Annotated in this window: 21 protein-coding genes and 1 tRNA gene; 11 read left to right on the forward strand and 11 right to left on the reverse strand. The window is 39.0% G+C overall.

Annotation, left to right across the window (positions count from 1 at the left end):
* Positions 1-2: 2 nt before the first annotated feature.
* Positions 3-1,328, reverse strand: coding sequence for a retropepsin-like aspartic protease (locus K2F45_RS13090; RefSeq protein ID WP_248933789.1), 1,326 nt, complete (start codon positions 1,326-1,328; stop codon positions 3-5).
* 273 nt (positions 1,329-1,601) lie between these two features.
* On the opposite strand from K2F45_RS13090, the gene K2F45_RS13095 reads away from it, so the two are divergent.
* Complete coding sequence (locus tag K2F45_RS13095) at positions 1,602-2,162, forward strand: TlpA family protein disulfide reductase (protein ID WP_083663820.1); 561 nt, start codon at positions 1,602-1,604, stop codon at positions 2,160-2,162.
* Between the two features lie 94 nt (positions 2,163-2,256).
* Positions 2,257-3,150: a cation diffusion facilitator family transporter gene (locus tag K2F45_RS13100; RefSeq protein ID WP_075992585.1), complete on the forward strand. Its 894-nt coding sequence runs from the start codon at positions 2,257-2,259 to the stop codon at positions 3,148-3,150.
* A 56-nt stretch (positions 3,151-3,206) separates the two neighbouring features.
* Here the strand turns inward: K2F45_RS13100 and K2F45_RS13105 are convergent, their stop codons facing one another.
* From K2F45_RS13105 to K2F45_RS13115, 3 genes are all read right to left on the reverse strand, one after another.
* Positions 3,207-4,235, reverse strand: a complete 1,029-nt coding sequence (locus K2F45_RS13105) for a Gfo/Idh/MocA family oxidoreductase (protein WP_075992586.1) — start codon at positions 4,233-4,235, stop codon at positions 3,207-3,209.
* Between the two features lie 62 nt (positions 4,236-4,297).
* Positions 4,298-5,029, reverse strand: a complete 732-nt coding sequence (rpiA, locus tag K2F45_RS13110; protein WP_075992587.1) for a ribose 5-phosphate isomerase A — start codon at positions 5,027-5,029, stop codon at positions 4,298-4,300.
* Positions 5,030-5,040: 11 nt separating this feature from the next.
* Complete coding sequence (locus tag K2F45_RS13115; protein WP_083663626.1) at positions 5,041-5,793, reverse strand: DeoR/GlpR family DNA-binding transcription regulator; 753 nt, start codon at positions 5,791-5,793, stop codon at positions 5,041-5,043.
* A gap of 297 nt (positions 5,794-6,090) precedes the next feature.
* Between K2F45_RS13115 and K2F45_RS13120 the strand changes: the two genes are divergently transcribed.
* Positions 6,091-7,242 (forward strand): glycoside hydrolase family 130 protein, encoded by a 1,152-nt coding sequence (locus K2F45_RS13120; RefSeq protein WP_248933790.1) that lies wholly within the window; start codon positions 6,091-6,093, stop codon positions 7,240-7,242.
* 147 nt (positions 7,243-7,389) lie between these two features.
* On the opposite strand, the gene K2F45_RS13125 is transcribed toward K2F45_RS13120, so the two are convergent.
* From K2F45_RS13125 to K2F45_RS13135, 3 genes are all read right to left on the reverse strand, one after another.
* Positions 7,390-7,463: transfer RNA gene (locus K2F45_RS13125), tRNA-His, on the reverse strand.
* A 248-nt stretch (positions 7,464-7,711) separates the two neighbouring features.
* Positions 7,712-9,601 (reverse strand): molecular chaperone HtpG, encoded by a 1,890-nt coding sequence (gene htpG / locus K2F45_RS13130; protein WP_248933791.1) that lies wholly within the window; start codon positions 9,599-9,601, stop codon positions 7,712-7,714.
* 172 nt (positions 9,602-9,773) lie between these two features.
* Complete coding sequence (locus K2F45_RS13135; protein WP_075992590.1) at positions 9,774-10,337, reverse strand: YqgE/AlgH family protein; 564 nt, start codon at positions 10,335-10,337, stop codon at positions 9,774-9,776.
* 153 nt (positions 10,338-10,490) lie between these two features.
* On the opposite strand from K2F45_RS13135, the gene pdxH reads away from it, so the two are divergent.
* The 5 genes from pdxH (at position 10,491) to ruvB (ending at position 14,974) form a co-directional block, all read left to right on the forward strand.
* A complete protein-coding gene (gene pdxH, locus K2F45_RS13140; protein WP_075992591.1) occupies positions 10,491-11,144 on the forward strand; it encodes a pyridoxamine 5'-phosphate oxidase in 654 nt (217 codons plus the stop codon).
* A 2-nt stretch (positions 11,145-11,146) separates the two neighbouring features.
* A complete protein-coding gene (locus K2F45_RS13145; RefSeq protein WP_248933792.1) occupies positions 11,147-11,635 on the forward strand; it encodes an NADH-quinone oxidoreductase subunit C in 489 nt (162 codons plus the stop codon).
* A gap of 35 nt (positions 11,636-11,670) precedes the next feature.
* Positions 11,671-12,837: an NADH-quinone oxidoreductase subunit D gene (locus K2F45_RS13150; RefSeq protein ID WP_120336172.1), complete on the forward strand. Its 1,167-nt coding sequence runs from the start codon at positions 11,671-11,673 to the stop codon at positions 12,835-12,837.
* Positions 12,838-13,202: 365 nt separating this feature from the next.
* Positions 13,203-13,940: a polyprenol monophosphomannose synthase gene (locus K2F45_RS13155; RefSeq protein WP_075994792.1), complete on the forward strand. Its 738-nt coding sequence runs from the start codon at positions 13,203-13,205 to the stop codon at positions 13,938-13,940.
* An 11-nt stretch (positions 13,941-13,951) separates the two neighbouring features.
* The gene (gene ruvB / locus K2F45_RS13160) at positions 13,952-14,974 is read left to right on the forward strand and encodes a Holliday junction branch migration DNA helicase RuvB (protein WP_075992593.1); all 1,023 of its coding nucleotides are present in this window, start codon (positions 13,952-13,954) and stop codon (positions 14,972-14,974) included.
* Between the two features lie 20 nt (positions 14,975-14,994).
* On the opposite strand, the gene K2F45_RS13165 is transcribed toward ruvB, so the two are convergent.
* From K2F45_RS13165 to K2F45_RS13175, 3 genes are all read right to left on the reverse strand, one after another.
* The gene (locus tag K2F45_RS13165) at positions 14,995-15,537 is read right to left on the reverse strand and encodes a hypothetical protein (RefSeq protein WP_248933793.1); all 543 of its coding nucleotides are present in this window, start codon (positions 15,535-15,537) and stop codon (positions 14,995-14,997) included.
* A gap of 7 nt (positions 15,538-15,544) precedes the next feature.
* Positions 15,545-18,031: a S9 family peptidase gene (locus K2F45_RS13170; protein WP_248933794.1), complete on the reverse strand. Its 2,487-nt coding sequence runs from the start codon at positions 18,029-18,031 to the stop codon at positions 15,545-15,547.
* An 87-nt stretch (positions 18,032-18,118) separates the two neighbouring features.
* Positions 18,119-19,543 carry an ATP-dependent DNA helicase gene (locus tag K2F45_RS13175; RefSeq protein ID WP_248933795.1) on the reverse strand — a complete coding sequence of 475 codons (1,425 nt, stop codon included), beginning with the start codon at positions 19,541-19,543 and terminating at the stop codon, positions 18,119-18,121.
* Positions 19,544-19,628: 85 nt separating this feature from the next.
* Here K2F45_RS13175 and K2F45_RS13180 point away from each other — a divergent pair, with 85 nt between their 5' ends.
* The 3 genes from K2F45_RS13180 to coaD are packed head-to-tail and all read left to right on the forward strand — an operon-like array spanning position 19,629 to position 21,434.
* Positions 19,629-20,426 carry a DUF3822 family protein gene (locus K2F45_RS13180; protein WP_075992597.1) on the forward strand — a complete coding sequence of 266 codons (798 nt, stop codon included), beginning with the start codon at positions 19,629-19,631 and terminating at the stop codon, positions 20,424-20,426.
* Positions 20,417-20,956, forward strand: a complete 540-nt coding sequence (gene rsmD, locus K2F45_RS13185) for a 16S rRNA (guanine(966)-N(2))-methyltransferase RsmD (protein ID WP_075992598.1) — start codon at positions 20,417-20,419, stop codon at positions 20,954-20,956. Before K2F45_RS13180 ends, rsmD begins: the two co-directional genes overlap by 10 nt.
* 1 nt (position 20,957) lies before the next feature.
* Positions 20,958-21,434 carry a pantetheine-phosphate adenylyltransferase gene (coaD, locus tag K2F45_RS13190; protein ID WP_075992599.1) on the forward strand — a complete coding sequence of 159 codons (477 nt, stop codon included), beginning with the start codon at positions 20,958-20,960 and terminating at the stop codon, positions 21,432-21,434.
* 245 nt (positions 21,435-21,679) lie between these two features.
* Here the strand turns inward: coaD and K2F45_RS13195 are convergent, their stop codons facing one another.
* Complete coding sequence (locus K2F45_RS13195) at positions 21,680-22,633, reverse strand: aldo/keto reductase (protein ID WP_075994793.1); 954 nt, start codon at positions 22,631-22,633, stop codon at positions 21,680-21,682.
* Positions 22,634-22,781: the final 148 nt, after the last annotated feature.

The following is a 22,781-nucleotide window of genomic DNA, read 5'->3' on the forward strand; positions in this document are numbered from 1 at the left end:
TGTTAATTAAAATGGATAAACATGTCTTTAAAATTAAGTGTCATTTTAGAAAATTGGCGGATAATATCTTGTCCTATATTTCCATATACAGTTTCATTCTTGATTTTCGATTTCAATAGGTTTATTTTTTTAAGAGCGATCGGTTTATCGCCGATATGGAATGTATGTTGTATGACAAAGCCATCATATTCAACGTTACCACCTGCGCCGCCCATGGCGACTTTGGTCGGTATACCATATTTTTCGATATGCTGTTTGTAGGTTTCGTAAAATGGCGCATAAAGGATTGTATTTTCCGCTCCCGTATCAAAGGTATAGTGCTTTCCATCAATGGCAATAAGAGGTGATAACCCATCTATTGCAAGATTTGAAGCCTTCTTTGTAACTGTAGGTCTCTTAGGTACGATAAAAAAATCATCTTGTGTAAGCTGTACTTCTTGCAGTGCTTCTATGACTGGGAAGCCTATTATGCCATTGATCTGATAGCCAATTTGTGGGATATAAAGTGCACTGTCTGGGAAAACCAGAAATATAGCATTCGATATACTGATGTTACCAAGTTTTAATTGTTTACAGACTGCTAAATCGGCTTTGATAGCAATACCTGTAATTGCGTCTACATCAATATCTGCAGGGATCATATCCATATGAAGTCGTTTGGCCACGGACTCCGAAACTGTAGATAGATTTGCTCCGGTGTCAAATATGAAACTTGCTGTATCGCCGTTAACCTCTACTTTTAGATTCTTCAAGCCGGCTTTATCTTTCGTCATTTTAAGACGGGTATCGTCGTTGATTTGTATAAGCTGCGGCTTTACATGATCAAGTGCCGACCAGATTTTTAGATTGTTTCGGAGATCCGCTCTTGTATCTGTTGACAGCAAGGAATCGAATTCGAGTAGGATTTTTTGCGTTGTCTGTTTTGCCTCATCGTAATCTTTCAGTTTGACAAAATTATCTTCCTGAATACGTCGTATTTTTAGTCGCAGTGTGTCAGTCAATTTTTCTGTTGCTGTGTTCAGCAGTGCAATTTTTTTGTTTGAAGCGATGGGCCTATTAAAGGCATTATCGAGTATTGCCAAAATAAAAAGTTGCTCATGGGCGTTTAAAAAAGTTTTATTTACCTTAAAAAGGTCACGGGCGGTGAAGAAATCTTTTGATGCTATTAGCTGATATAGGTTATTGAATTTAGTTGACGTGGCTTGCCCGAAATTAAGCTGGGGGGTGATGAATAACAGGAAATATATTAACAAGTATTTTTTGAAATGATTTGCTGAGAGATTCATGATGTAGTCAATAAATTGTCTTTTGATCAGTGATATGTTCACTCTTTTAAATGTCGGAAAAGTTCTTGTTATTTTTTCAAATTTATTGTTGCTTATTTTGTTATTGATCAATTGTTTATGTTGTGAAGTTGTTTGCAATACTTGTGGTCTTGAATAATTAAGGTTAAATTAGCTAATGTTTTGAGAAATTTCTCCTAGGAGGATTGGATTGACGAGATCTCCGAATTCGGATTTAATCTTTTAGCCCTTACTTTAAGAGAACGATTAGTGAACAGGATTTATTTTTAATAGAATAATTTAATGAAACAAAAGACGATGAATATTAGGTTTAATAGAGGGGTTATTTTTTTGGGTCTTGCGGCTTTATCGACCAGTTTGTTTTTTAGCTGTGGAAACACAGGAACTAAAAGTGAGGCCAAGGCCGAAAAGGTGGAGGAACCTGCTGAAGCGACTGCACCCACAACGCAGGAGCTATCTTTTAAGGATAAAGAGGGGAAGGTTCTTCAATTAAGTGCTTTAAAAGGTAAGGTCGTATTTATCAATTTCTGGGCGACTTGGTGTCCTCCTTGTATTCATGAACTACCTTCCATTGACCAGCTTAGGCAATCGCTTAAAGATAATAAGGATATCGTTTTCCTCATGGTGGACGTTGATGGCGACATGGAGAAGTCTTCAGCATTTATGGCAGAAAACAAGTATGATCTGCCCCTTTATATAGCAGAGGGTGAAATTCCTGCAGAATTCTTAGGGCAGTCCATCCCGACAACGGTGATCTTGGATAAAACTGGAAAGATCGTAGAGCGTTTGGAAGGAAGCCGTGACTATGGGACTCCTGAGATAAAAAAAGCATTGCAGGATATCGCAAGCGGCAGTTAACGATCGATTATTGTAATCGTTATTTTCTAGATATGGAGAATAGAATTTGAAGAGAAAAAACAGTATTTTCGCGGTGTCAAGTTAATTTATAGCGATGTCCGAACTTCAAGAGCAGACTGCAGTCAGAACGACTTATTTTAGTATTGTAGGCAATGCATTACTAGCATTGTTAAAATGGCTAGCTGGTTTCTTTGGAAACTCCTATGCCCTGATTGCGGATGCAATTGAGTCAACGGCGGACATTTTCTCTTCATTTCTAGTGCTTCTGGGTTTAAAATATGCGCAACGACCTGCCGACGACAATCACCCGTATGGTCATGGCCGGGTAGAACCCCTCATTACATTTATTGTCGTTGGTTTTCTCATCGTTTCTGCAACCATAATCGCTTATGAAAGTATTGAGAATATAGGAACGCCACATGATCTTCCAAAGCCTTGGACCCTATTTGTTCTTGGCGGGATCATCGTATGGAAAGAAATTTCGTATAGGATCGTTATGAAGAAAAGTAAAGAAACAAATAGTTCTTCACTTCGTGCAGACGCTTGGCACCATCGAAGCGATGCGATAACGTCAGTTGCAGCCTTCATTGGGATATCTATTGCATTGTTACTCGGAAAAGGATATGAAAATGCGGATGACTACGCGGCATTATTTGCTGCTGGATTTATACTGTATAACTGTTATCATATTTTCAGACCGGCGCTTGGCGAGATAATGGATGAAAATGTATACGATGAGGTCATTGATAATATCCGGGAAGAAGCATTAAAGGTAGAGGGGATAAAAGCCACAGAAAAATGTTTTGTCCGCAAATCGGGGGCTAAATATCATGTCGATCTGCACGCTATTGTTGATAGTGAAATTACCGTAAGGGAAGGGCATGAGTTGGCACATAAACTCAAAGACCATTTGGTTGCGCATATTCCTGATCTCGGTCATGTGATGATCCATATTGAACCGAACGAATGTCTTTGGAAAGCAAATTGAAATGGCAGCACATGTTAGTTTTCTTGAACCGTGCCGCCATTTGATTGTTTAGAAGCTTAGGTGTTTTCAGCTTCAAGCAATTCGATCTGCCATTTAACCTGATCCGCTTTAATAGGATAATCGATATTATTTCTTAAGCTTTCATAAATGGCTTCAAACAGCTGATTGTAATCTCCTTTATGTGGCGTTACTAAAGACTCATGTTTTTGATTTGATGCGTCTATCGTAACAAGTTTGCCCTCTTGGCCGGCTGGCTCAAGTCCATAAGATGGATTGTTAGGTAACATACCATCTAGCAATTGCTGTTCTTGCACATCTGTCATATTCTTGATAAAACTCCCTTTTGTGCCATGTAAAACAAAGGCTGGCTGTGGAGAGGCAACAAGTAGACTTCCCGTTAAATACACGTTCAGTCCAGCTGGATAATAGAGCTGGTAGTGAAAATAATCTGCAACTTTAGAATCCGGCCTGTTAATGGATGTTGTCTTGGTAAATTTAACCGGTTTTCCAAAAAGTGAGATTGCCTGATCAATAAGGTGAGGGCCTAGGTCATAAGTAAGACCATTAGAAATATACTGCGTATCTTCCTTAAAGTATTTTTGTCCCAATTCCATTTTATAGCGATCAAATCTGAAATGCACTTCAATTAGCTTTCCTAATTCTCCACTGTCAATCACTTTTTTAATATCTAAAAAGTGACCGTCATACCGTCTGTTTTGATAGAAAAATAATTGTTTGCCTTGTTTTTTGCTGATGGCAAGAAGAGTGTCGAATTGTGTAGTGTCATCAACGGCAGGTTTTTCTATCAATACATGTTTTCCTGCTTCTAGGGCCTCTTTGGCATATTGGAAATGTGTATAGTTTGGTGTATTCACAATGACCAGTTCGATGCTTTCATCCGCTAGTAATTCAGCAATGCTATTATAGCTTTTTATTGCCGGATAAAATTCATGTGCTGCTTTTTTCGACCGTTCTACAACAGCGCTGAGATTGAAATGAGGATTGGTATGTATAAATGGTGCGTGAAAAACACGTCCTGACATGCCAAAACTCAGTATTCCCGTGTTAATTTGAGTGTGTTTCATGTTAATTTAAATTACTTTAGCGTTGTCTTGTTGGTTGTTAGACTTCAATATAAATTTTAATGCTATTGCGTGACAATCTTATCCATGTCTGATTCTCCAAGGTTGTTTGCAAATAAATGTGTTACGCCGTCTTCTGTTGCCAAAAGACATGCCGAACACAGCTGATAAAAAAGTGAATGTTCTATAACCCCTGAAATGAGTTTAATTTGTTTATTCAAATCAAAAATATCGGGCAGTTTAGAAAAATAAATATCTGCCAGGAAATTACCTCTCTCAGAAAGGAGAGGCCCCGATTTTTGTTCAGATTTTCGTAATACAATGTCGGATATCGTTGTAAAATAACTTGATTTTAGATTTTCACGTACCGATAGCCAAGCTTCTGGTATAATTTCAACACATAACGGATGCTTTGTGCTAAGTTTTTCGACCATCTTTGAGCCATCGACCAAGAGAATAAACTGCTGCGCCATATTCGCCATAATCTTCTCACCCGTGTGCACGCCACCGCCACTTTTGAATGCATTTAAATGAATGTCGACCTGATCACAGCTGTCAAAATAATAGTCCAGCGTTGTTAGGATACTGTTATCAACACAAATAAGTCCATTCTCTTGGAGCAGCGTTTTGGTTTCCAAGGAAGGTGATGTAAATTTTAAGCTGGATTTAAAGCTGATACTGCTGGCGATTAATTCAATGAAATAAGCTATTGTTGATCCAACACCTAATCCAATGAGCTGATCGGGTTTTAATAGTTGAAGAGCAGCTTTGGCAGCTTCCTGTTTGAGATTGTTCATAGACGGTAAACTTATAAGATTGTAATACCTTGTGCGGCATAAGGCTGTAAAATGCGGTCAAAAGGATCCTTTTCTGTAATTAAATAACTGATATCAGAGATGGGGCATGTCAGGAAAGAAGCCAAGGTATCCAGCTTATTGCTTGTTGTGGCAGCAACAATGTTCATTGAATTTTTACATAGTACTCTTTTGATATCTGCTTCTTCGTGTGTTCTTGATGTAAGTCCGCGGTGGAGATCTAGGCTACATACACCTATGAAGCTGATATCCGCGTATATGTCTTCAAATGTGGAGATCGTTTGTTGTCCTTGCATAGTAAGTGATGATTTGCAGAAAGTGCCACCAGCAAAAATCAAGGTGATGTTTGGGAAGTTGGCAAGTATATTGGCTATTGGGAGACTATGTGTGACAATAGTAAGGGTTAGGCTATCGGGAATATTTCCTGCAATTGTCTGTGTTGTTGTGCCGCCATCGAAAAAGACAACTTGATGATTTTTCAATAGAGTGATCGATTTTTCTGCTATGGATTGTTTCTCCATAACATCAAGGTTGTTTCGGTCGTATATATCGAATGGCATGTTTGATCGTAGCGTGGCGCCACCCCGAATAGCGCGAAGCAAGCCGGCGTCGGATAACTCTTTAAGATCACGTCGGACGGTATGTTCAGAGACACCAAGTTCGGCCGCTAAGTCTACCATCGCTAATTTTCTTTCCTTTTTGATTTTAACCAATATAAAATCGTGGCGTTCTACTTTGGATATCATGCTATAAATATAGTGCTTTTGTGCTATATACTGCAATATTTAACCTTGAATTTGTTGTTATGTTGCAATAAGTTGCAATATGATGAGTTGTTTATCGATAAATTGTTTATTAGTTTTTTTGGGGATGGCTTCCAATTCAATTTTTGATGAACTTGTTTTTGTGGCATTTATTTCTTTCAAATAGCGTTATATTTGTGAATGATCGGGGGGGGTAGATTCGCTCACCTTTCTGTTGTAACCAATTCTAATTTTTGCCTTTACAGGTTTGCATCTTAAGCATGGGAGATCAAGTAAAATATGAATGTTATCGTTAAAATTGCAGGTTCTATTGTGTTCGTCTTTTTATGTGGCTGTAACGTACAGCCTGGCGGAAAGCTTAAGAAAGAACAATGGGTATTAGGAGGCTTTGAGCGGCCCAAAGGTATCATTCCAATTATTGAGCCTGATACGAGTTCGATATTTTATGATCCAATTCTGAAGAAGGAGATTCGATGGGAGGACAACGACACTTTTAATCCTGCTGCAGTGGTAAGGGGAGATAGTGTTTATGTCATTTATCGTGCAGAAGATCGGACAGGGAAGGCGATTGGCCACCGGACCTCCCGACTGGGATTAGCAGCTAGTGCTGACGGTATTCATTTTGAACGACTGAAAACACCGGTATTCTATCCAGCTCCCGATGAGCAGCAGGATAACGAGTGGCCCGGTGGGACGGAAGATCCCCGCTTAGCACAGACGGAGGACGGGCGTTTTGTACTATTTTATACCCAATGGAATCGAAAGGTTCCACGCTTAGGTTTAGCAATATCCACTGATCTGAAACACTGGACTAAGTATGGTCCCATTTTTAAAAAATCGAAAAACAGGCCCACTCTTGTTGATGAACCGCATAAATCAGCTTCTATTGTGACAGTAATGAAAGGTAACAGACAGGTCATAGCTAAAATCAATGGGAAATATTGGTTATACTGGGGGGAACATGGTGTGTATGGCGCCACATCTGATAATTTGATTGACTGGGAGCCCGTAACAGATAAAAAGGGGGCATTGATCGCTTTTATTTCGCCAAGGGATGGTTATTTTGATAGTTCATTGACGGAGTGCGGTCCCCCGGCAGTTTTGACTGATAAAGGTATTGTATTGTTGTACAATGGTAAGAATCATGCTGAAAAAGGAGATAAGCGCTTTAATAAAAATACTTATTCCGCTGGGCAGGTTTTATTTGATTCACGAGATCCCACAAGCGTATTGGCTCGAATGGATGTTCCATTTTTGCGTCCCATGGAATCTTTCGAAAAAAGTGGGCAATATATCGATGGTACTGTTTTTATTGAAGGATTGGTCTTTTTTAAACAAAAATGGTTTTTATATTATGGCTGTGCTGACTCTAAAGTTGCTGTGGGCATTTATGATCCAGGAAATCCTTCCGTCATGGACCCCTTACCCTAATCGATGTAGATATGTTTGTATAGCATAAAAACATTATTGAGTCTGAATTTTATATTAATTAAGGATTGATGGAGCAATTTTGAAGGGAGGCTGTATTGGTTGAATTTGCAAAATTAAAAAAGGCAGATCATTTGATCTGCCTTTTTGGGTAAGTAATCGGGCTCGAACCGACGACCCCTAGAACCACAATCTAGTGCTCTAACCAACTGAGCTATACCTACCGTGATTTTGATGATACAAAAGTACGATTAAACCCTATTCCCTCCAAATATTTGATTGAAAAAAAACAGCGTTTAATGCCAACTAGGTGAAGATTAGTTTATTAAATTTTAATAAAAAACATCGATATGGTTACGTTTCGATGTTGATGTGCATTTCGCTTGTCTAAATTTGTCATTTGCTTCCGATATTTTAACAAAAAATGCGGTTCCTACCATAGAAACCGCATTTTTTGTTAAAAGAAATATGATTAGATCATTTCTACACTTCTCTTCACGAAAGACGTTAGATCTGCTCCCGACAATAAACCTCTGGACAAGAGCGCTAAATCAAAAGCTTGTTTTGCTAGTTTTGAACCCTCTTCGTCAGATGACGATAAAATTCTTTTGATCAGCGGATGGTTCCCATTGACAGTTACTTTATAATTATCGGGCAATGAACCATAAAAATTCATACCACCACCTGTCTTGGCCATATCTTTCATTCGGCGCATAAATTCATCAATTGTTACCGACACAGGCAAATCGCTTTCATTTAACGCATCAACCTCAACTTTCATATCCTGACGGGAGATTGCTTTTTCAAAGACCGCTAACGCTTTTTTAGATTCTTCTTCCGAAAGGGCAAGTTCGACCTTTTCGTCTTTTTGGATCAATTTATCGATAACGTCAGCATCTACACGCTTCAGCTGTACCTTTTCACCGCCTTTTTGCTCCAAATAAGCTGCAAAGTGCGTATCCAGTGGTCCATCGAGCATCAAAACATCATACCCCTTATTTAATGCAGTTTGGATGAAACCATCTTGTTGAGCAGCATCATGCGTATATAAATAAATAATGTTTCCATCTTTATCTACCTGAATATCTTTGACCTTTTCGTAATACTCCTTAATGGTGAAACTTTGGTTACCTGTGTTTTTTACTAAACAGAAGTCATTTGCTTTTTCAGCAAATTTTTCATCGCTTAGCATACCGTATTTGATAAATAAACCGATATCCGTCCATTTCTCTTCAAATCCCTTACGATCAGTCTTAAATATTTCGTTCAATTTGTCGGCCACCTTTTTGGTGATATAACTGTTGATTTTTTTAACGTTACTGTCTGCCTGTAAAAATGAACGGGATACGTTTAATGGAATATCCGGCGAATCAATTACCCCATGAAGTAACATCAAGAATTCTGGAACAATATCTTTCACCTCGTCGGTGATGAACACTTGTCTAGAGTAGAGTTTAATTTTATTGCGTTGGATCTCCAGTTCATTTTTAACTTTAGGGAAGTAGAGGATACCTGTCAGGTTGAATGGGTAGTCTACATTGAGGTGAATCCAAAACAATGGTTCATCCATAGAGTAGGGATAGAGTTCGCGGTAGAAGGCTAGATAATCTTCGTCTTTTAATTCAGACGGCGATTTTGTCCAGGCCGGATTGGTATTGTTGATGATATTGTCTACCTCTACAGATTTGTATTTTGGTTTTCCTTCTTCGTCTTCACCATCCGGTTCAGAATTTGTTTTGGTACCAAAACGAATTGAAATAGGAAGAAATTTAGCATACTTATCTAAAATGTCCTGTAAGCGTGCCTGGCTTAAAAATTCAGTTGATTCTTCGTTAATATGCAAGATGACATCTGTTCCACGGGTGGTTCTTGTACCTGTAGAAATTTCGTAAGATGTACTACCATCGCAAGTCCAATGAGCAGGTTCTGCTCCATCCTGATAAGATAAGGATTGGATTTCTACCGTATCGGCTACCATAAATGCGGAATAGAAGCCTAAACCAAAGCGGCCAATGATTTCATTTGCATCATTTGCCTCTTTGAATTTTTCCATGAACTCTGTTGCTCCTGAGAAAGCGATCTGGTTGATGTATTTTTTTATTTCATCTGCTGTCATACCAATACCATTGTCGGAAATAGTGATGGTCTTGGCAGCTTCATCAAATTTTACGTCTACAATCAATTCACCTGTTTCACCTTGGTATTGACCCAAAGATGCCAGACGTTTGATTTTTTGAGAAGCATCAACTGCATTAGATACCAGTTCACGCAAGAAAATTTCATTATCAGAATATAAGAACTTTTTGATTACGGGAAATATGTTCTCCGTGTGAATTGAAATACTACCTTTTTCTGGATTCATAATTTGTATGTCGCTATTTTTAATTTTTTAATTTGTTTTATAAACATACAATCAGTGTTCCAAATCGTCTTTATAGGACATGATGGCAGGAAACAGCCTATTTTGTCATAGGCTCATTTGTTGAATTTAAGGGCTTTTTAAGTAAACTGCCAGCGAGCGCAAGTTCCTAACATTAATTTAGGCCTGGGCTCTGTGGGAAATTGGCGACATGTGCATATTTGGGGCCAAGTCCAATAATGGCATCCTTCCACAACAATTCACCGTTACCTTCAAAAATGAGCTGATGATGGTATTTGTTTTGTACAGCCCAGCTATTTTCTTTGATTTCGCCGTCTAATTGACCTGCGGACCATCCAGAATATCCGATAAAGAATTTTAATTCGTCAGGTTTTATGCTATCGGTTTGTATGGCTTCGATAAGCTTCTCTTCATCGCCGCCAAAATAGATTCCAGGAGCCACTTCTTCGCCACTCAACAGTAAATCGAAACGGCTATGTACAAAAAAAAGGCTTTCCTGAGCAACTGGGCCACCAACGTAGATCGGGAAATTGCAATCTGGTATAGATTCCAATAATTGGCCTATACGAACATTGGTTTGATTATTTAGAACAAATCCGAGCGAACCTTCCGTATTGTACTCACATAACAATATCACGGACCTGAGGAATCTGGGGTCTAGCATAAAAGGCTCGGAAATCAATAAACTTCCTTTTTGTGGGTCTAGTTCGGTAAACATATAGCGCGAATTTTAATTATTTATTGAATTTAATCTTTTTTATTTAATCTATGCGAGATTTGTGCCAAAATTAGGATTTTGTCAATTTCTACTAACTTTATAGAGAAAAAGCAATGATTTTAGTAAGTTTGTAGGATATAAAAACAGGTTTCTATGTCCATTCAACATAAAGATATTGCAGCAATCAGACAGGATTACGTATTAGGTAGTCTATCTGAATCGGATGTGGATCGTGATCCAGTCCACCAGTTTAAAAAATGGTTTGATGAGGCTATTCACAGTGAGGTAATCGAGCCCAATGCCATGGTACTTTCAACGGTTTCTTCCCATCAATTGCCGTCCTCGCGAGTTGTTTTATTGAAGGATATCGTAGCAGAAGGACTGGTCTTTTTTACAAACTATGAAAGTCGTAAAGGGGAAGACATGAAAGCTAATCCGCATGTTGCTTTGTTGTTTTTTTGGCCTGAATTACAAAGGCAGGTCCGGATCGAAGGTGTCATTGATTTTGTAAGTGAGGCCGATTCGGATGAATATTTCCAATCGCGGCCCAAAGCAAGCCGTATTGGTGCGTTAGCATCTCCACAGAGTCACGAAATCCCTAACCGTAATTTTTTGGAAAATAGGGTGGAAGAACTCGAGAATCAATATAATGGAAACGATTTTGTACCGAGACCATTACATTGGGGTGGTTATCTATTGAAACCGATTTATTTCGAGTTTTGGCAGGGGCGTGCAAGTCGGCTACATGATCGTATGGTCTATAAAAAAGTGTCGGATTCCTGGAAGATTACGCGCATAGCTCCATAAATATGACATTTGACGAAATTAAATCGATGCTTGTTTCCAAATTTGGAAGTCAAATTATTCTTAAAGAAGATCGGAATGGGCTGCAGCCAGCACTTTTTATTGATAAAGCAGATATTGCAGCCGTTTGTTTATTTCTGAGGGATACAGAAGGCTTGTACTTTGATTTTTTAAGCAACCTAACTGCAGTGGATTATCAAACGTATTTTGCTATTGTTTACCATCTAAATTCCTTACCTTATCAACACGGTTTGGTCTTAAAAGTTGAGTTGTCTGGTAATCGTTCGCTGAATGAACTACCTGAGATTCCTTCGCTTACTTCGGTGTGGCGCACGGCAGACTGGCATGAGCGTGAAGCATTTGACCTTATGGGGATATATTTTGAGGGACATCCGGACCTGAGACGGATTTTACTGCCTGACGATTGGGAAGGTTATCCTTTACGAAAGGATTATGAGGAAGCAGAAAAATATCATGGCATTCATATTAATTGATAAAAATGGCGAATCCAAAATATAAAGAGGCATTAATGCGCTATGAAAAACACCTCACAGAGATCTCAAGTCAGGAAATGGTGTTGAATATGGGACCTCAGCATCCTTCGACCCATGGTGTACTTCGGTTACAACTGATTACAGACGGAGAGATCGTGAAAGAGGTTGTTCCACACTTGGGTTATCTGCATCGTTGTTTTGATAAGCATGCTGAATCGTTGAATTATGCAAAAACAATTCCATTTACTGATCGCCTGGACTATCTGGCTTCGATGAACAATAGCCATGCTTTCGTAATGGGGGTTGAACGCATGCTTGGACTCGACAGTAAAATACCTAAGAGAATAGAGTACATTCGGGTTTTGGTCTGTGAACTCAACCGGATAGCATCCCATCTAATTGCTATTGGTACATATGGTATTGATATCGGCGCAACAACGCCATTTCTGTGGTGTTTTAGGGATCGCGAACATATCATGAATATGTTGGAATGGGCCTCAGGTTCCAGGATGTTGTACAACTATATCTGGGTAGGAGGTTTATTTTATGATTTGCCTGTTGGCTTTGAAGAGCGCTGTACGGAATTTATTGCGTATTTCAAGCCCAAATTGGTCGAACTTGATGAGATATTGACACAGAATCAAATATTTATCTCCCGTACAGCTAAAATAGGTGTACTTCCTGCTGATGTTGCCATAAATTATGGTGTATCGGGGCCTATGCTGCGTGCTTCGGGGATAAAATGGGATTTGAGACGAATAGATGGCTATTCTGTTTACCCGGAAATTGATTTTGAGATACCTGTGGGAAAAGGTGAAATGGGGACACTTGGTGATTGCTGGGATCGTTATAAAGTTAGGGTAGATGAGGTCAAGGAATCTGTTCGCATTGTTGAGCAATGCCTTGAACGATTACAGAAAGACTTTACACGTACAGCCGAATTTGATCCGCGAGCTTTGGTTCCGAAGAAAGTGAATTTGAAAGCGCAGGACTACTATGTCCGTGCTGAAAATCCGAAAGGAGAATTAGGGTTTTATTTTGTCACAAAAGATAAATCAGATATTCCATTACGTGTAAAATCAAGGGGACCAAGTTTTAATAACCTTTCGGTGATTTCAGAACTCGGAAAAGGGGTGCTGATCGCTGATTTGATAGCGATCCTTGGGTCGATTGATATCGTCTTGGGGGAGGTGGATCGTTAGATTGCGGTAGTGTGCGTGTTTTATAAACGATTTAGCAAAATAAAATAGAGATTGTATTGAAAATGTTGCATGAAAACGCAAATAAATTTGTAAATGAAAGCAATTTTCATCATATTTGCAGTCTCATAATTTAAGTTTATAATTGGTTAATGAAAGCTCGTTACTCCCAAAGTAACGGGCTTCTCTTTTTTATAAGGGTGTAACTTATTGATGCCGCTTATTTATGATGTCGATGTGTTGGTTTGAGCTTGAAGGATTTACTGTCTTTTCTCCCGAGTATTGTTGATTATCCTGTAGATTTCATCGAATTCCTGTACTAAAATTTAACGTAAATGATTACCTTTACTGGTCTTAAATATAAAAAAGTGACGGATAGTTTAGTTATCATTCCAACATATAATGAAAAGGAAAATATTGAAAAAATCATTCGCAAAGTTTTTTCCTTATCACAGGCATTTGATATTTTAATTGTAGATGATGGTTCTCCCGATGGGACGGCTACCATCATCAAGAATTTACAGGCTAATGAATTTACTGGCCGTTTGTTTATCGAAGAGCGAACTGGGAAGCTGGGGTTAGGAACAGCATATATCCATGGATTTAAATGGGCACTATCCCGCGAACATTACCAATATATTTTCGAAATGGATGCGGATTTCAGCCACAATCCAGAGGATCTGCTTCGCTTACGGCAGGCTTGTGTGGATGGTGCAGACATGAGCATAGGTTCGCGTTATATCAAGGGCGTGAATGTTGTCAATTGGCCGATGAGCCGTGTGCTGATGTCCTATTTCGCTTCGGTATATGTTCGTTTTATAACGGGAATAGCTATTCAGGATGCTACTGCGGGGTTTGTTTGTTTCTCCAGGGAAGTCCTCAAGACAATCCCACTTGAAAAGATTAAATTTGTAGGCTATGCTTTTCAGATTGAGATGAAATTCACAGCCATAAAATATGGCTTTAATGTCGTTGAAGTACCCATTATATTCACAGACCGGACCGAAGGTACATCAAAGATGAGCACAAGTATCTTTAAGGAAGCTTTTTTTGGAGTGATCCAATTGAAATTAGGAAGTATCGGAAAGCGCTACAAGAGAAATTAAATATTGCCACAATGAACGAGAATTTAGATCCAAACCCAGAACGTCTGAGCAATACAGATCGTGATATTGAACGGGCATTGCGGCCTCAGGCTTTTGAAGATTTTACGGGACAGGCTAAAATATTAGAAAACCTCAATATTTTTGTGAAGGCAGCTAGGCTGAGAGGAGAGGCGCTGGATCACGTTTTGCTGCATGGCCCCCCGGGCTTAGGAAAGACAACCTTATCCCATATCATTGCTAATGAGATGGGGGTTGGTATCAAAATTACTTCTGGACCTGTATTGGATAAACCGGGTGATTTAGCAGGATTATTGACAAATCTCGAAGAAGGGGATGTTTTGTTTATCGACGAGATTCACCGTTTAAGCCCTTTAGTAGAGGAGTATCTCTATTCGGCAATGGAAGATTTCAAAATTGACATTATGCTGGAAACGGGACCAAATGCGCGGTCCGTTCAGATATCCCTGAATCCGTTTACCTTGATAGGGGCCACAACGCGTTCAGGTCTTTTGACAGCCCCCTTGCGAGCACGTTTTGGAATTAATTCACGTTTACAATATTATGATGCAAAACTGTTGACAACTATTGTGCTGCGCTCAGCTCATATCTTAAACACACCGATTTCTGATGAAGGTGCCTATGAGATTGCGCGAAGGAGCAGAGGGACGCCCCGGATAGCCAATGCTTTACTGCGTCGTACAAGGGATTTTGCACAGATAAAGGGCAATGGGAGCATCGATAAAGAAATTGCGAAGTACGCTTTGCATGCGCTTAATGTGGATGAAAATGGTTTAGACGAGATGGACAACAAAATCTTAACGACCATTATCGACAAATTCAAAGGTGGTCCAGTAGGATTAAAGACCGTAGCCACAGCAGTTGGGGAGGATGAAGGTACGATTGAGGAAGTCTATGAACCCTTTCTGATTCAAGAAGGATACATTATGCGGACGTCGAGGGGACGCGAGTGTACCGAGGCTGCTTATAAGCATTTGGGCCGTGCCAACCTCTCGAAAGGAAATACATTGTTTTAAGCGCGAGTGAAAAGTATATTTTAATTTTTCTGCTGAATAATTTTATTAGTCCGGCTCATTAAGGCCGGACTAGGTTTTGTCCGTTGAAAATAGCTTATCTGGGCCTGTAATTCCTCATATATCCAAGGGTGCTTCTTTCGCAAGTTATTTAAGATGTCCAGGCAGTTGACCAGTACAGCGACAGGACATGTAGGTTCAATCATCCATTGGAAGGAATGCTCGATAATTTCTTCTTCTATCTCATTTTGAAGCGTATATTCTTTGTTTTTTTTCGACGTCAAAAATAGCAGAATTTTAGTGTAACTTCTAAGGCAGCTCCAGTTTTTTTGTTTTTTTAAATTGTCCAAGAACTGCGCGAGAACAGATTTTAGCAATGTTGTATTCTTTAAAACGATGGTTTCAAATACCCAGGCAGCGCGAAAGGCAATCTTTTTGTCCTTCTCTAAGGAGATGTTCAGCAGATCGGCTAGGCTTATCCCTTGAAGGATATCCAAAGAAAAATCCGTTACCTCGAAAGATCTCAAGGTAACGGATAAAAATGCTAATTTTTCATCGTAGGTCATGTAACCGTTATTTTTGTGGCTTTTCTCGATTCATTTCAGTCATGTCAACTTCGTTCATCTTGGAATCACCCAACAGATATTGGCTAAAGTAATCGCCCATTTTCCAGAAGAAATACTCAGTCATATCGCCAAAGCCATGTCTTTGTCCAGGTAATAGCAGGAAATCAAATCTTTTGTTAGCCTTTATCAATGCGTCTACCATTCGAATGGAATTTGCCGGGTGTACATTGTTGTCAATATCTCCGGTAGCGATAAGTAGTCTACCTTTTAGATTTTTTGCGAGCTCTGTATTTTTATTGATTTGGTAGGAGAATGTTGTATCGCCTTTAGCGGATACTTTTTCTGTTACCCCATGATGGCGCTCACTCCACCAGCGGTTGTAAATCTGATTTTCATGGTTTCCTGCACCAGATACCGCGACTTTAAAGAAATCAGGATAAACAAGCATTGCGGCTGTAGACATAAATCCACCTCCGGAGTGGCCGGTTATACCAACGCGGTTGATGTCGATGTATTTATAGCGATCTGCAAGCTGTTCCGCAGCGACTTTTTTATCTTCCAAACCATAGTCGCGCAAATTGCCATAACCATAGGTATGATACCATTGTGAACGTGAAGGATGTCCGCCACGGTTGCCGACTGTGATGACGATAAAGCCAAACTGAGCTAGCCTGTCGATTCTGTCCATGCTTCTTCCAAAGGATTTATTGACAGCCTCGGTTTGGGGTCCGGGATATACATATTCCACAATGGGGTAAGTTCTGGTACTGTCAAAGTCAAATGGTTTATACATGACTCCATAAAGATCCGTGGTACCATCTCCGGCTTTTACTTTAAAAGGTTCCGGGAATTTGTACCCTGCAGCAAATAGTAAGGATAGATCTGTCTTTTCCAGTGTCATTACTTTCTGTCCATTGCTATTGTATAAGACCGATTCGGGAGTCGTGTTTACTCTGGAGGAATTATTGATAAAATATCGGGAGGATTCGCTCATTTCCACTTGGTGATCAAAGTTTCCCGGATTTAATAATTTAATTCCGGAGCCATTTGTATTTACACTGTACTGATGTAGATAATAAGGGTCTTCGTTTTTCTCACGACCCGATGCTGTAAAGTATAGTGTTCCTGAAGCAGGGTCTAAACCGGTAATTTCCTCTGTATGAAAGGCACCTTTTGTAATTTGATTAATCAATTTTCCATTCGTGTCGTAAAGGTAGTAGTGGCCCCAGCCATCTCTTTCTGACCAATGGACTAATTGCTTTTTGTTTTCGATAAGGAATGGTTTTTGAACATCCAAATATACATTGGAACGCTCCTGGATAATATTTTTTACCGTACCATTTATATTGATTTTTAGGAGATCAATCCTTTTAAGGTCACGGCTAGAGCGTGAAATGTAAAACTCTTCGTTATTGCCTAACCAGTAGTTGATAAAATAATCCTCTTTATAAGAATTTTTATCCGGAGTTTTTGTCCAGGTAGAGATGGTCTGATTTTTAAACGCGGATATATTGATGCGGCGTGGAGATTTTGCTGCTGCATCGAAGATATAAAGTTCAGTTTCCGTCGAATCGACTTCACCAGGCATTTGGTATTTATAGGTTTCAAGTGTCGGCCTGGCTGAACCAACATTATTGATTACCCATAAGGGTTTTAGAGAACGGTTGTCCTTTCTGGTCAAGGTGAAATAACGTCCATCCGGCGACCAGCTGATCCATACTCGTTTACGTTTTGGGTCATTGTCTTTGTCTTTTTCCTCACCTGTAGTTGTGCTGTATTCATCACCGCCCCAGGCATAATATTGTACACCGTCTTTTGTTATCTTGTGCTCTACAATGGTGCTGTCTTTTTCATTCTTTACCGCTTTAAGATAGTTGGATTTATCCATCCAATACAAGTTGTAATCTTTCGCAAAATAGACCGTATTGGTGTCAGGGGAGAATGTCGCCCAGCCCAATGGTGATTTTACTTTTGTTGAGTCACTGATTTCAACGACAGACTGTGCTGCTAAGTCATATTCCAAATAAAATAGTTTCTTTTTGGTCGTATCGGACTTATTCTTGAGCTTTTGTATTTCATCTTTGGATTTTACGGTGTCTTTGGTACTCTGAACCTGAAACCTTAATTTTTTCTCATCCTTGGTAAATCGAAGCCCCTGTAATTCCAGATGTTGGGCATCAACAGGATTTTTAACGATTTTAGTAATCTGAGCGGCGAGGTTGTCATTATTGAAAAGAAGTTCTTTCTTTTTTAGTGCAGGGTTTACAATGTACCAGTTTCTTCCTTGTGGACTTGCGTAATCATACCAAAAGCGATCGGAAAAATTGATCCAATTTGGTTTGATGCTAGTCGAAAAAATCATTTTCTTTAGTTTTTCAGGGGAGAATTTTGCAGCCAGCTGATAATTGGGCTTTATAGGCGCTTCTTTCGCCTGTTGTGCAGTGCTAACATAGGGCAATAAGCTCGCCGCTAAGATTAAGTAGTACTTATGCATTAATAATATAGATAATTGTATAATAATGGTTCCGAACGTAAAAATATCTATTATTAGGTTCTTTTGCGAATGATTCGTGTAATAATCCTATGATGGATAGAAGTTTTCATTGAAATTGACCAGAAAAAGTTCCTTTGTTGCTCGGGTAACCCCAGTGTACAGCCATCTTAAGAATTCAAGATCCAACATATCATCGTTTATATACCCCTGGTCGACAAACACGATTGGCCATTGGCCACCTTGTGCTTTATGACAGGTAATTGCAAATGCAAATTTAATCTGAAGCGCATTATAATAGGGGTCTTTTTTGATTGCTTCGAGCCTGTCCTTCTTATCCATGATGTCGGCATAATCTAAGGCAATCTCTTCGTAGAGTGCTTTTTGGGTTTCATAGGGCAGATTAGGGCTGTCTGTATAAAGGCTGTCTAGGATAACGCGGCAGGTGATGGGTTCTATTTCGTCAATGTCTACAAATTCAAGCGTGACATCTGCAAATCGAAATCCATGCTGATCGTGGATGTTACTTACTTTTCGCACTTTGGCCATATCGCCATTTGCAATAAATCCATCGCCCATGTTGTTTTCCTGTAGCCAGAAGTAGTTGTTTTTTACAACCATAATATAATCTCCGCCGGTGAGCTCCTCGTCCCGGAACAAAATCCTGTTCCTTATATTTTGGTTGTATAAATTTGCAGATCGATTTGAACGGCAGATAATCATTGTATTTTCGAGTCCATATTTATCATACGCATAGTTTATACCTTCGATTAACCGTTCACCTGTCATTCTGTAAAGATCTTTAAATCCTTTTGTTATGAATTTTGGAAAAGGGAAGTCGTCTTGATCTTTCTCTGCCGAGGTTATCTCTTCGCGTATTTTGGTTGCATTGTACAATATACCGGAGTCTTTGGATTGGCGGACAACCGTGGTTAGCTCAAAAGGATAAACGCAAAGATGAAATTCACTTTCGAGATAGCTTGGGTTTAAGGCAGGACTATCCAGGAGTCCTACAGGAGGTAATTGAGCCGTATCTCCAACAAATAATAGGGTACAGTTCTTCCCAGATTGCACATAACGGATCAAGTCGTCCAAAAGGCTTGCCGAAAACGCATTCACTGAAGCATTGGATATCATTGAGGCTTCATCGATGATAAATAAAGTGTCTTCATGCAGGTTCTCCGCCAAGGTGAAATCGAGCTGAAAAGAAACAGCCGATTTTTTACGGTATATTTTCTTATGGATCGTCAGTGCTTTGCGTCCCGAATAATAGGTGATCACTTTTGCAGCCCTGCCTGTCGGTGCCAGCAGAACAGCCTTTTTCCGCAATGCAGGCAGCACTTTAACCAGCGCAGAAATTAATGTTGTTTTTCCCGTACCCGCATATCCTCTAAGTACAAAGCAGGATTGTTTGTCAAAAGCGAGAAGAAATTCTTGCAATAATTCGAAAGCCTCCAACTGCTGTTCGGTGGCTTGCCAAGGGAATTGCTGTATTAACAGATTTTTGATGAACACCCTCAAAGTTATTTAAAAGGTTTGTCTTATCCTCTAGAAAAAGCTATTTTTGCTCTAAGAAGTTTTAATTTTTACAATTCAGCGAATGAATTATATTTCAAAACAATTTAATATTCATTATTTACCGGAGTACAATCTTTTGGTCAAGGCTGGCTTTCAGAAGGATGTCCTGGCCGTGGTTGATAAAAAGTCGATCGCACCGATTTTGATCGAGTATCCTTCAGAGGAGCCAATTTTGGATGCCACACGAATTATGAGCCTTCCGTTTCGATTTGTCCGCGTTGTGATACCACATCAAACTTTTACGTTTATTCCAAAAGAATTTTTTCTGAGCGAAAACATCAGTGATTACCTCCAGTTTTTAGGTACAACTGATCTTGAAAATACATTTAGCTATTCTTTAGATAATCTTAATTTAGTTGCTGTATATCAGTTTGATGGTCTTTTATTGAATAGGTGGAAGCGGTTGTTTCCTGATGCTGTTATACTTCCCGAATTTGCGGTTGTACTTGACCGTGCGCAGGAGCGTGTATCCATTAGGGGGAGCGTATTGGGGCTTCATTTTGTAGCTGACAATACAGTTGATTTTTATCTTTTTAAAAATGGTGTTTTCCAGCTTTACAATAGTTTTGAAATTCATAATCTAGATGATATCAGCTACTATGTGCTTAATATTTTAACACAATTCAATCTAGGGGACTCCATCAATAAAGTGCTCCTTTCAGGAGAAATTCCAAATGAATCTTATTATAAACGTATCTCTACTTATGCGGGGGATATCGAAATATTGGATTTGAAGACAAAAGTCATATTGGCGGATAGCGAGATCGAGTCAAATTTGGCCCCATATAATGTATTGTTTGATTCTATACTATGCGAATAATCGGAGGTCGTTTAGGTGGTTTAAGGCTGAACCCACCAACCAATTTACCTGTGAGGCCAACCACGGATATCGCTAAGGAAGCGTTGTTTAATATTTTACAGAACCGACTGGATTTTGATCGTTTAAAGTGTCTGGATCTTTTTGCAGGAACAGGAAATATTAGTTTTGAGCTCGCATCGCGGGATGTGGAATCAGTAGATGCAATAGATCTTCATTTCAAATGTGTGCAATATATTAATGAAACAGCCGGGAAGATGAAACTGGAGCAAATTAAAGCAAGGAAAGCCGATGTATTTAAGTTTATTGCCAGCTGTAAGAATACCTATGATTTTATTTTTGCAGACCCACCTTATGATATTCCTAAATTGCCACAATTGCCAAAATTAATTTTTGAACAGGAATTGCTGCATGAACATGGGCTCCTTGTTGTTGAGCATCCGTCAACAAGACAAATGGAAGATCATCCAAATTTTATAGAAACTAGAAAATACGGGTATTCATCATTTTCCTTTTACGCTAAGACTATCTAATATGAAAATTGCTGTTTTTCCGGGCTCTTTTGACCCCTTTACATTAGCTCATCAAGATCTTGTTGAGAGAGCAATGCCGCTATTTGATAAAATTATTATTGCAGTGGGCTATAACGCCAATAAAAAAGGAATGTTAGATCACGACGAAAGGGTAGATTCAATTAGCCGTGTTTTTAACGACGTAAGTAGGGTTGAGGTGCATAAATATAAAGGTCTTACAGTAGATTTCTGTAAGCAAGTTAAAGCACGTTTTATATTGCGTGGGCTTCGAAATACCAATGATTTTGAATTTGAAAATGCTGTTGCTCAAAATAATTTGTTGCTCAATAATGATGTTGAAAGTTATTTTTTAATGAGTAGATCTGGCAAGGCTCATATTTCTTCATCCATTGTTAGAGACGTGTGGTTTAATGGCGGAGATATCAGTGCGATGGTGCCTGTTTCTATTCTATCTTTGTTGAATGAAAAAATAAGATAAGTTACCTAAGTATAGGAAAAGCGATATTTAACAAAAAATGGCTAACAGAATATTATTTTGTTAGCCATTTTTTATAACTGAAAAACAGGAGCTTATATTCGTTATCTAACTAATATGTTTTCTTAAATTAAAGTCATTTCACTTTCTTCTATACTGTGTGACCAAATATTATTTGGTAATGCGATTGAAATATATTTACTACCCTTATTTTCAGTATATTAAAATGTTTTCCCCTTGCAGCTAGTCTAGTAAGAGCTTGCTTTATCCAAAAGAAAACATTCTTCCGGTGTCAACTTGATTTCTACAGCTCTACTGAGTTCCTCGAGCTGTTGGATACTGGTTGCACTTACAATAGGCGCCGTAACTGAAGGCCTGTGTAAACTCCAGGCTAAGGCAATAGCTGACATACTAGCTTGTTGTGTATGTGCTATCTCAGCCAACACATCTAAAATGCGCAGGCCACGCGCGTTAAATCTGTCTTTTAATGCATCGTAACGCTTAGTCTCTTTGATGTCTTCAATAGATCGGTATTTGCCCGATAGGAAGCCACTGGCAAGTGAATAGTAACTGATTACGCCCAAATGATTATCAATGGCTAATTGTTCATACTGCTCTTCGTATTTCATACGGTCGTAAAGGTTATATTCAGGCTGGATAGCGATATAATATGGCAAATTGTGGTCTTCGGCTATTTGGAGGGATTCTGAAATACGTTCTGGACTTAGGTTTGAAGCGCCGATCCATTTTATTTTTCCAGTCTGGATCAGGTGATGATAAGCCTCCAGTGTTTCATCGATTCCAGTTGTCAGATCATCATGATGAGATTGGTAAAGATCGATTGTGTCTACGTTCAATCGCAGGAGTGAATCTTCCACAGATTTAATAATATACTCTTTTTTAAGATTAGGTTTACTATTGTCAATTCGGCGTCCGCCGACTTTTGTTGCAATCTGAATTTTATCGCGAATATCTCTTTTGCTGATCCATTTGCCAATGATTGTTTCTGATTCGGACCCACTGTGACCCGGGACCCAATGTGAATAGTTGTTGGATGTATCAATAAGACTGAATCCCATATCGATAAATGCATCTAACAGGGCGAAAGACTGTTTCTCATCGACGGTCCAGCCAAATACATTTCCACCAAAGACAAGAGGTTTGAATTCAATTTCACTGTTTCCGAGTTTTACTTTTTCCATGATCATTTGATTGTTTCCTGATTAAAATTACGTAAAAAAGGCCATTTTCAATCAATTGATAGAGCATTGAAAAGTTTTTTTAAAATTTTCTCATTCATTTTCAGTGAGTTTTAAAAATGCACGTTATGGTGATTTGGAATAATAAAAA

Origin of the sequence: Sphingobacterium siyangense (assembly GCF_023277505.1) — a bacterium.
Taxonomy (GTDB): Bacteria; Bacteroidota; Bacteroidia; order Sphingobacteriales; family Sphingobacteriaceae; genus Sphingobacterium; species Sphingobacterium siyangense.